Source organism: Parashewanella sp. 2210YD4-3, from assembly GCF_056591735.1.
Map to the genome: position 1 here is coordinate 135,497 of NZ_JBWQOG010000010.1, position 10,044 is coordinate 145,540.

General features: G+C 37.7%; 8 protein-coding genes. 3 read left to right on the forward strand and 5 right to left on the reverse strand.

All coding sequences use genetic code 11. The features are described 5' to 3' along the window. Nucleotides 1-76: 76 nt before the first annotated feature. From AC1EU0_RS14990 to AC1EU0_RS15000, 3 genes are read left to right on the forward strand one after another with little or no spacing between them, the layout of a single operon-like run. Entirely contained in the window at nucleotides 77-1,645 is a 1,569-nt protein-coding gene (locus AC1EU0_RS14990) for a hypothetical protein (protein ID WP_480303366.1), read from the forward strand. A gap of 3 nt (nucleotides 1,646-1,648) precedes the next feature. After that, complete coding sequence (locus AC1EU0_RS14995; RefSeq protein WP_480303368.1) at nucleotides 1,649-2,623, forward strand: hypothetical protein; 975 nt, start codon at nucleotides 1,649-1,651, stop codon at nucleotides 2,621-2,623. A gap of 49 nt (nucleotides 2,624-2,672) precedes the next feature. After that, nucleotides 2,673-3,974 carry a hypothetical protein gene (locus tag AC1EU0_RS15000; RefSeq protein WP_480303370.1) on the forward strand — a complete coding sequence of 434 codons (1,302 nt, stop codon included), beginning with the start codon at nucleotides 2,673-2,675 and terminating at the stop codon, nucleotides 3,972-3,974. A 173-nt stretch (nucleotides 3,975-4,147) separates the two neighbouring features. Here the strand turns inward: AC1EU0_RS15000 and AC1EU0_RS15005 are convergent, their stop codons facing one another. Genes AC1EU0_RS15005 through AC1EU0_RS15025 form a run of 5 tightly spaced genes read right to left on the reverse strand, consistent with a single transcriptional unit; the run spans nucleotide 4,148 to nucleotide 9,962 of the window. Then, nucleotides 4,148-6,649, reverse strand: coding sequence for a type IV secretory system conjugative DNA transfer family protein (locus AC1EU0_RS15005; RefSeq protein WP_480303372.1), 2,502 nt, complete (start codon nucleotides 6,647-6,649; stop codon nucleotides 4,148-4,150). 7 nt (nucleotides 6,650-6,656) lie between these two features. Then, entirely contained in the window at nucleotides 6,657-7,973 is a 1,317-nt protein-coding gene (locus AC1EU0_RS15010) for a secretion/conjugation apparatus DotM-related subunit (protein WP_480303373.1), read from the reverse strand. Further along, the gene (locus AC1EU0_RS15015) at nucleotides 7,966-8,601 is read right to left on the reverse strand and encodes a hypothetical protein (protein ID WP_480303375.1); all 636 of its coding nucleotides are present in this window, start codon (nucleotides 8,599-8,601) and stop codon (nucleotides 7,966-7,968) included. Before AC1EU0_RS15015 ends, AC1EU0_RS15010 begins: the two co-directional genes overlap by 8 nt. Before the next feature lies 1 nt (nucleotide 8,602). Then, complete coding sequence (locus AC1EU0_RS15020; protein WP_480303377.1) at nucleotides 8,603-9,340, reverse strand: hypothetical protein; 738 nt, start codon at nucleotides 9,338-9,340, stop codon at nucleotides 8,603-8,605. Next, nucleotides 9,333-9,962 (reverse strand): hypothetical protein, encoded by a 630-nt coding sequence (locus AC1EU0_RS15025; protein WP_480303378.1) that lies wholly within the window; start codon nucleotides 9,960-9,962, stop codon nucleotides 9,333-9,335. The genes AC1EU0_RS15020 and AC1EU0_RS15025 overlap by 8 nt, the downstream gene beginning before the upstream one ends. Nucleotides 9,963-10,044: the final 82 nt, after the last annotated feature.

Below are 10,044 nucleotides of genomic sequence, written 5' to 3' on the forward strand. Positions count from 1 at the left end.
CACATTTTTGAAGAAATTAAATTCTATTTGGTTACAAGAATATACATTAACTAAATAGTTATTGAGGGAAAACAGTATGGCAGAACAAGAAAAAGGCCTATCACCAATGGTTCAAATGGACCTAGTGATGATTCAGCATTTGAATTTTGAAAATATGACGACCAAAGCTGGTAAATTAATTGCCAAGGAAATAATCGAGCAGCAAAAGAAGATTGCCGAGTTAGAAAGTAGTTCAAATGAAGAAGAGCTACAAGAAGCTAAAAATGACCTTAATGATATGCTAAAGGAAGCAATAGATTTATTGCCAGACTTAGATGCTCATTTCAATGAACCAACAGTAAACCAAGCACCTCAAGGTATTGTTTATTTTCAATCAATTCAGAAGTTGTTTAATGCTGAGCAGTCCTCAGAAATTGAGAAAGATGGTGTGGGTCCAGAGACGATTCTTGATTCGAATTTAGAACAGAGCTCGGTAGAAAAAAATCAACCAGTAGCTCCAATTGAAGAAGAAAATGAAATACCAGCTTCTGATAATAAAGTCATCGATATTGAAGAAATACAACCCGTAGAACCTGAACAATTCACTGAAGATGTCCCTTTAGAGGCCTATCAAGATGATTTCTCATATCAACCATTTCAAGAAAGTGAACAGCATCTAGCGGTAGAACAGACTGGTGAATTTGACCCTCTATCTTCAAACTCAGACTTCAGTGCAAATGCACAAAATCATCAGCTTGATTTAGAAAATGACGAAGATTTAATCTCAAGAACACCTTTAGAAGCTAAGGGTACAGAGCATGATGCCTTTTCTGAAAAAGTTAATGACTTTATTGATGACTCAGTAGAAGTGAATGTAGAAAAGACCGCTCAAAATGAAGTTACAATCGATGCAGAGCCAGAGCCAGAGCCAGAGCCAGACAGCAACTCGATCAATTTTGAGCAGGAAATATTAAATTCCGCTTCGTTTGATGATCCAACAGCAAAGCAGGATGGCTTTTCTTCTATTGGAGAAAATGAGAAAGAGACGCTTGCCCATGAGTATAGTGAACCTTTGAAAACTCAATTTACCAATCCTGAAAAATCTAAAAATACAGAACAAAACGCATCACAGCAAAACATACATAGGACTGTTCAACATAGAACAATGTTCGGCTCTCTCGCTAAGTTCTTAAAAAACACGATTAAGGGCGAGTCTGTTGCGCCATCAATAGAAAGTCATAGTGCCAAGAGCTTAGAAAAAAACTTTAAAACACTAGATGAAGCAATGAATCGTAGTCAAATATTAGCTGGTGAGTTAGTTAAAATGACAAATTCACCTGAATCGGCTGAGAAATACAAAGAACAAATTAACCAAAAGATTTCTGATTTTCAAAATTCAACAAAGCTTGTAGAAAAACTTGAAAAAGGTTTAGAGCTATCAACTGTCGATTCTGCAGCTCATAAATTACATTTGAAAAATGCCATGAAAAAACATGGTGAACAACTGAACCATACAAATAAGCAGTTACAGGAAAATGCTGAAAAGCTATCAATGCCTGATCTTAAAAATTCAATAGAGGCTCTTACTAAGCTCATTACCCAAATGGTCAAGCAATTCACTCAGAAGTTTTCAAAAGAACAAGCTTCTCCTTCTATGGAGGTTTAACTTATGAGTGGAAATAAACTATTTGTAGAACAAATTCGTTTGGCTATTGCTCACTACGCAGAGGCTCAAGGGAGTGGGCCCTTTATTGGAGAGAAGTCAGATAACTTACAGAATTCATTGCTGAACATTGGAAGGCTAATCAATACAAACGATATCGATTCAGAATACTTAGCCTATGGTAAAGCTAATCTAGAAACAATGATTGAAGATATAAAAGAATCTATGCTCTGTCGGGAGTTTTTGTCTTCTGAAGATACTCTAAAGGCTCAGCAAATATCATTGCAGCTGGAAAAACTAATTGATGATATTAGGTTATCAGAAGGTCTAAAAAATCAATCTCAGAACAAAGCTGCCTCTAGTTCAGAACATCTAGAAGAAGACAGTATTAGCATATTGTCATACCTCGCAAAGGAGACTATGGGGCTTGCTGCTTCTATGGGCTTATCAGTACCGCTAGCGTATAAGTTCGCTGAAGGAGCATGGGGTAAGTTTAAAGATGGCATCAGTTCCATGGACTTAAGTTCTGAAGCATTCAAACCTAATAAAGGGAGTGCAAGAAACCAAGAGATGCCATCTCCACTGAATACTAGTAGAGAGGCATTATCTGGGCAGTTATTACCTGCAAAGATGTCAATGAAAGCACACAGTGAATATAAATCAGAAAAAAATTATCTGAATGCTCTTCATGATGTAGTAGAGAACTTGACTAGTGGAGGTGTTGAAAGACTTGAACATTCAAAAGGTAGGCTTCAAAACTCTGTCGATACCTTATCTGATGAGTCAAAGAAAAGGCTAGAAGAATTATCAAAGAGATTTATGAAAGGTTTTGAAGACTTGAATAAGAATAACTTTGCTGAATCGGTAAGAGCATTTATCGATAAGATCAAAGAAATATTGTCGAAAGTTTTTTGTTTCGGTAACGATATGTCTGATTCCAAATCATCACCTTTATCAACAAATCCGAGTCACTTAATGTAAACGAATACTAAGTTCAAAGAGATAATTTATATCACAACGGAGGTTTTTAGTGGCGTACAGAATTTATAAAAATTCTAATTCAGAGCGGCTCCTATCGAAAGTAAATCGCTCTTCTAGTGAGGGACAAAATTTACTTCAAAGCATAAGAGAAAGACACGATAATAGAGCTATTTGCGAGAGTTGCTCGACTCAAAACAAGATTGTAGAAATGTTTGTTCGCAAACTGCGTAATAGAGGGCAACAAGGTATTGGTTTTACATTAGTTAACAAACCTGAATCTCCACCTCATAACAAAAGCTGTCCATTGTATACCGAAAAAGGTAATAGCGGCACTGACGAAGATGCTTCGCTTAACGATGGAAAAAAAACGAAACCTACATCATTCCAGCTCGTAGAAGGGTACGCAGATGGGAGTGCGGAACCAAACAATAGAGCAGCAAATAGAACAAGCTCTTCGCGAACGAAACGTATCTCGAAGCTCCATGATTCCTTGGATAATTTAATTCGTCATCTACTTGAAGAGTCACATTTAAATAAAATATCGCTCAAAAAGGCTAATGAAGGTTTTGTTCATTTAGATATCATAAAATGGCCAGCTGGTGAAATTAGTGCTGATAGAGAAAATGCTCTTAGCGCTTTAATTGAAGTAGGTATTGATTCATTAGATGCAACGTATCGTGATATCAGAAACTGGCAAGGCGATGAAAGGCCTTCGAAAATTGTTTTTTTTACGTTTGATGAGCATGTCCATCAAAAAGAAGAGCTGGTGTCTATAAAAAGTGGTGGAATTGAATATTCACTTCCTGAGGTGTTCAAAACATCAATCCATTATCCAAATACAGGTGGTGATCGATTGGGGGTGATGATCGTGACACGGACACAGGAAAGCAATAAACCTATCGTGTATCAATTTTGGTCGCATCCAATTTTTTCTAAAGCTATTCCCATTTTGGTTGATAGCCATTACGAGCGATGCTTTGCTGAGATTATGACTGATATGTGCCGCAACAGTAAGCTGTATGCTTGGGAAAAACCTCTTATCCCATGTGCTTTTGGGGATATAGTTGTTCATCCCGATTTTATGCTAAAGCAAAAATCAGACTTTAAAGATACTTCTGAACCAGCTAGTCGCCTGCTTGTTGAGGTAATGGGGTTCCCATTTGATAAACATCAATATAAGTCGCGCAAGGCTAAAACAATTCCTTTGATGAAAGAACTTTATAAATTAGATGTATTTGAGCTTGATGTACCAAGTCAACCGCATATTGAGCCATCTAATTCTCAAGTGGTTGCTCGAGTTCAAGGGCTCGTGGAAGATTGGTTTGATGAGGTCTGGGTAAACGAAGATTAATTAATTTTGTCGCTTTCAGGAAATCCTGAAAACGACAAAGTTGTATTAGTTGTAGCTCCAATCGAGGTGTCACATCTTGTCTGAACTAATGCATACTAGTACTGCATACTAGTACAACTAATACATCTGCAGATGTCGCTGAGTCAAGCAATTGGTGTCAGCAACAGCAGATCTTAAAAATCGTCTAATAGTTCTTTAGCTTTATCCCATTTTAGTTGCATATCTTCTGGTAAAATCTGGACCTCAGGTTGAGATGTATAGCTGAGCTCATCACTCATCTTTTGTATGTCCGACTCGATTTCGCTTGAATTTATTCTGGACGCAGGGCTATTAACAGTGATCGCTTTATTTATTCTATCTAGCTTGGTTGATAGATTTTCGGATAGAGAAGCTTCATTGGAATTTCTGCTTTCCATTAGCCAGTGATTTTCACCTGACATAAAGGTTTGAGCCAAAAGCTCACTTTCTGATATTGATGAATTCTCTTCAGATACACTCTGCTTTTCAATAGCTGTGGACTTTTGGGGCGAAAGCTCATTTCTAACATTAGAAAGGTCAAGGCTGATAATGGGATTATCCGACTCCTGTTCGTTTGTTGAAGGTGCTGTAGTATCTTCAGTTGACCCCTTTTTAGATTCATTTTCGAGTGTTGGGGGTAATTGAGGGGCATTTTCTTCTAGCCTTTCCTGCTCTTGATTTGACAGCTTTTCAATGAGATTTGAAAATAGTCCACCATGAGTTTTCACTAGCTCCTTTTGTTCTTCATAAGAGGGTGGGAGCTGACTTGTGTAGATCTCTTCTTGGGAGAGTTTTTCTAAAGATGCTGATGCTGTAATATTTCTGTTTATGACCTTCAGAACCTCTGATGAAGGGGCTAAGATAGGTAGTAGGCGATTATACCTTGGGTTAATCTTTAATAAGCTCTCAGGCATGTTGTGATAAAAGGTATTGATCCGATGAATATTCCCTCTTTCAAAGAAATGTGCCTCACCTTCCATTTGGCTAACAATGTCATTGAAGTGAATAGCGTCCACTTCCTTAATCGATGCAGTTAAATCGTTTTTGTAGTTGGCTAGAAGTCCTTGCCCCTTCATGCTGCTACCTTCGGCCACTGTTATTGTCGCTGCAAGTTCTTTAAAACGATTCCATGTGACTTCACCGTCTTGGGTTCTCATGAGGTATTTATTGAGGGTGTTCGCAAAAATCATTCCAGCTTCATCTTTATTTGCGCGAATAATACCTGGTAGATCTTGACTTCCAAATGTGACCGATACTCCCAAACTTCGGCCTTGTGTAGCGGCTACTGCAAAACCATCAACCGCTACCTCAGCATATTCATCAGCCACTACCATGAAAGGAACTTTTTTATCTATTGGTAAATCTTCAAAAACCGCTTCGTATGTACCTTCTGTTTCAGCGCCAAGAGCTAAAGACATGGTTTGTTTAACGGTAGCTAAAGCAATTTTACCCAGATTCTTTTGTTCCACTGGTGGGTTTTCCATTGCTGGTAGCATGGACAAGCAAATTCTATTGGAAAATAGAACGTCCTCCATACTAATCTCAGGTAGCTTATGATCATAAATATGGCCGTAATTAGCTGCAAGGTTTGAAAGGGGTTCGCCATAGTAGCTTTTGGCATATCCAAAACTTCTCTTTATTGACTCAGATTGCTCAGAAGCAGGCTTGCCACGGTCGTATTGCAAGTTGTCAAAATACATTTGCAGTGGCTTGAGAGACTTCTTGGATATCTTAACTGTAATATGGTGCCCAGTATCATTATCGGGAACAAAGACATTATCGACTTCGTTGTAGAGTAAGTCAGCCAATTTGCCGATGTTCATGTAATCAGCAATCAGCCCTGGTGTTAATTCAATGTATCCTCTGTCTCTAAGCTCACATAGTGCTGGTAATGTAGCTTTCATTAGTTCAATTGCAGAGTTAAGGAAACTTTGGTTTTGTCCAGCATCAGAAGGAATGAGTGATCCTAGTACTTGGAATATGTTTTTATCCGTACCAAGTGCCATTGGATTGAAGGAATTTGACTTTTTTCTGTAATGGTTAGCATGGATTGTTACTCCACCATTTTTGTAATTTAGAACCCTTAAATCATCAATTCTTCCGAAAATAGCACAAAGAGCGGCAAATTGACCTAATAGCGTATTTCCAGCTTTGGGGTCGAGGTAAAAAGCACCGCCTCCCAAACAAAATGTTGTTGCTCCAATGAGTGAAACTAACGTTTCTGACTTACCCGCGCCTGTCGTACCTATGACTAAAGCATGCGTCAGCAAATCCCCACCAGCCTGCCATAGTTCACGAGAGCCGATTCTCGTGTTTCCTAGCATGACCGTTCCTTGGGCTTTGTTATATTTTTTCCTACCTGGGAACGGTGCGTTAAAGTCGATAATATTTCCAAGGCCAGCTGGAAGCTTAATTGGAAGGACTTTATTATCTTTATTTGAGCTTATTCTTAATGTAAGAAATGGAATAAAAATCAAAGCTAAAATGAAGTAAGCTGGAAGCAGGTAAGCAAATATTACTAATGAGGGAATAATCACTATCCCTACAGAAGCGTTACTTGATGCATCCCAGACTTTTACTAATTCTGTTCGATGATCAACGAATCTCTTATGGTTTTTTACCTGCAGATCTTTCTCAGGCGTTTTGAACTGGGTCATTTATAATTTATTCACACTCATGTGGGTTAATATCTTTAACATCTTTTGGCTGCTCTTTTAGCCAGCCTTCATAGTTTATGTAGTTCAGATAGCCTTCAATAGCTGTGTCTGTATACGGGTATACAATAGGGCAATTAGCCTTAGCTTCAGCAAGCAATAGACACCTAGGTCCACCAGCTTCTGTCCATGCAGCAGGGGATAGATTTTGATTAAGTGCGTACCATAGCTTCCTATCGACTTCTTTTAGCCACAGAAATAAGTTAGATGGGAGTTTTGTCTTTCTCTTAGTTCCTCTTTCGTAAAGTCCCATTAGTACAGTTACAACATAGGCGTGACGGTTTATCACATTTTGAGCGCGTATCAGGCTTTCATATTTTTCAATAACCTCATCAACACCTGTTGAGTCAAATGAAAGGTTCTTTTTACGATTTTTGGTATTTTTAAAAGTGAGATTAAATTGTTTGAGAAGTTTGTAAGCATCATCCTTTGCCTGTGCCCCTTCACCATTAATTGCAAGAAATACTGCGTATAGAGCTTTTACATATGGCGGGAGTTCACTAGAGCCGTTCCAGAGCCCTAAATGTGTAATTTGTTGAACAAATAGCTTTCGTATTTTTGATAAATCAATTTTGCATTTTTTATGGACATACCCAATACCATCATCTTCATCGATTTTATCCTTAATGGTTAAAATACGTTTGTTTTTATTCAGCTTCAGTTTCTTGCCAAATTGCACTAAGTAATCCACCCCATCAATTTCAGCATACATTGCATGGTTCAATACAGCGTAACGAAAAGGGGACTCTTCCTGCCTCATGGGGCCAGTAGTTAATTCTTTTTCTGTTAGCTTATTGATAATGGCGGGGCGAATTTGCGGAGCATTTCCTACGCTCAGTTTCGCCAATGCTAAAATATCAAAGGTTCTTTTCATCCTTGTAGGCTTACTAATATTGTAAATATGCTTTAAAGAAAAAATGCCCAAAACAATAATGGGCAATCTTAAAAACATACCTGTAACTTCCAGCGTAATGCTTAGGCTAGAGAAAGATTTTAGCGAAAGCCCATTAATGTTAGAGATTACTTTGGCTTTGCTTTCCATAATTCCTGCATCGCAGATAAACCAGTTGAAGAAGTAAGTTCTGAATTGGTTTTCTGGCATAGAGACATAAATATTGTAAGCGTGTTCGATTAAGAAAATAGAAAGCAACTTAAAAAAATTAATTATGTATGGGCTTTGCCAGTACCAGAGACCATACAGTAGACACGCAAACACACACATTGTGAAAATTGCTGAGCTGAAGTTTGCCTGAGAATCATCATTCATCCAGTGTCTCCCTCCATGAAATCAAGTTTTTTTTAAGGATTAAAGCTTGTGCAAACGTTAAGCATGAATACAAAAACAGGAATGCGGAGCTTAGAATTAGGTTCAACGGCTTGGTATCTGAACTAATCAAAAGAAACACAAAATAAAGGCCGAGCATAAAAAGAATTAAAGCTATTATTTGGTAATAAGTAGCTATTTTGATTTGTTTATTGATGCTGTTGCGATCCATGTCGGTTTTTTTGAAAGTGTTTTTTCGAACCAACGAATTGCATAGGTCTTTTAGCGAACTAGTAAATAACGAAATAGGCAAGCTTGTAGCTCGTTGCATCGAGCGCTTTACTACAATATTCTTCCACGGAAGAATTAACCCTAGTTTATTTTGCTTGATATCCCTCCAGTCGAACCCCCAATCCATCAATGAATTCTCATCGTTTAATTTCTTATTGGTTAAGCGATATTGAATTCTTTTTCCAATCTCCATGGCCTTAGCTTCGTCAGGAGCATAGATTTCAATTTTTTGCGGGATGATTTCTCCGTTAGGATTGGAAACACCGATATCAAGCTGATATAAATCATAACCAGCCTTTTCATATTTCTTCTGATACATTCTTTCAACTAATGTAAGCATGTCATTCGCTCTTCATTTTCGCTGCAATGGTTATTGCTTCAACGTGACAGTCATAGTAGTTTTTGAATCTCTGAATGACTGTTTCGACATCGACTTCTTGGGCCTTGTAGTTAGTTAAAGTCGCATCAAGAATCAAAGCTGCTTGTTCGATTAATATCTTTCTAATTAGTGGTTCTTGGCCGTATTCAATAAAATCGTTATGAAGTTCATCGAGCTTGATATCAACAAGCTCAACAACCTCTTGCAACAGATCAACGGCAATGTCTGGGTCTGTATTGCGACTAACTAGTTGCTTTGTGATAGTTGATGAGAGTAGTGATGTGGCAATAAACTGATTAGATTGTTCATTATCAGTTAACTCTTGTGTCATTGTTTCACTATAAATATCATCGAAAGTCATTAATTCAATTGCGAACTCTGTGATCTCTGGATAATCGATTTCAACATCATTCAAGTAAAGCTGGCATATGATTTCTATAGAAACCCTATTTACAGAGATGTAATGTGCTTCAGAAATAATATGACCTTTGTTAACTAGTTCTTTCAGAATGTGATTCTGAAGTGTATTTATCTTGGCTAAGAGTTCCCCTGTATCCGTACTTATATTTTTCCCTGTTTTCTTTACTACTGTGGCAATAATTGGTGTGGTTGTTTTCAATCCATTTAATAAAATAGTTTGTTTTACTTCGATAGGGTTGATGCCATTTTTTTGTAGAGCTTCCAGTGCTGCATTAGACATTTATTTGCCCCTCAATATCTGATGTTTTATGAAGAGCGTCAGTAAAGTCATCTGCATACGCAAGCAAGCCGTTATGATTAGTTCCACTAATAGGTTGGAGATGAGATATATCTAGAGTTTTTGTGTTTTTATTTTCTGGATTTTTAAGCGACTCAACCCATGCTAAATCTAAAGTGTGGACCAAAGGTGCTAGGCACATAGCTGGGTTCGATATGGTTGATGATGTGGTGATTACTCTTCGCCCATAGAAAGCATCATTGTCTTCTACCAGCTTCAAAGGAAAATCAGAAACAACATTGCTGATGGATGAACAGTTTAGTTTTGCATTGATTAAAACAGCTGGCAGTAAAAAGGTTCCATCCATAGCCTGAGATAGCAACTCTATTTTTTCACCGTTCAGACCGATATTAATCACGCCTGATATTTTCAAAAAGTTGCTGATCACCTGACTTAAGAAGGTCGTAAATTGGGCGGAACCTGCAGGTTCTGAATATCCGCATTCATTGCAAGTTGTTTCTTTGTCAGAAAACATTGGCTTGATATCAAGAAACTCACTGCATGAAGGGCAGGTTTGCATGTTGACCGATGGTGTTATTATTAAAGGTGTTGAATGTTCTGACACTTTGCTACATCTTCAAATATGAAAAATGTAATTATCTAAATTACTATGAATTCGATGCAATTAGATTTTTTTAAAATAGTCA

Coding starts and splice junctions, on each gene's coding strand:
- AC1EU0_RS15005 (WP_480303372.1), bottom strand. CDS start 6,649: ATGACCCAGTTCAAAACGCCTGAGAAAGATCTGCAGGTAAAAAACCAT.
- AC1EU0_RS15010 (WP_480303373.1), bottom strand. CDS start 7,973: ATGAATGATGATTCTCAGGCAAACTTCAGCTCAGCAATTTTCACAATG.
- AC1EU0_RS14995 (WP_480303368.1), top strand. CDS start 1,649: ATGAGTGGAAATAAACTATTTGTAGAACAAATTCGTTTGGCTATTGCT.
- AC1EU0_RS15015 (WP_480303375.1), bottom strand. CDS start 8,601: ATGCTTACATTAGTTGAAAGAATGTATCAGAAGAAATATGAAAAGGCT.
- AC1EU0_RS14990 (WP_480303366.1), top strand. CDS start 77: ATGGCAGAACAAGAAAAAGGCCTATCACCAATGGTTCAAATGGACCTA.
- AC1EU0_RS15020 (WP_480303377.1), bottom strand. CDS start 9,340: ATGTCTAATGCAGCACTGGAAGCTCTACAAAAAAATGGCATCAACCCT.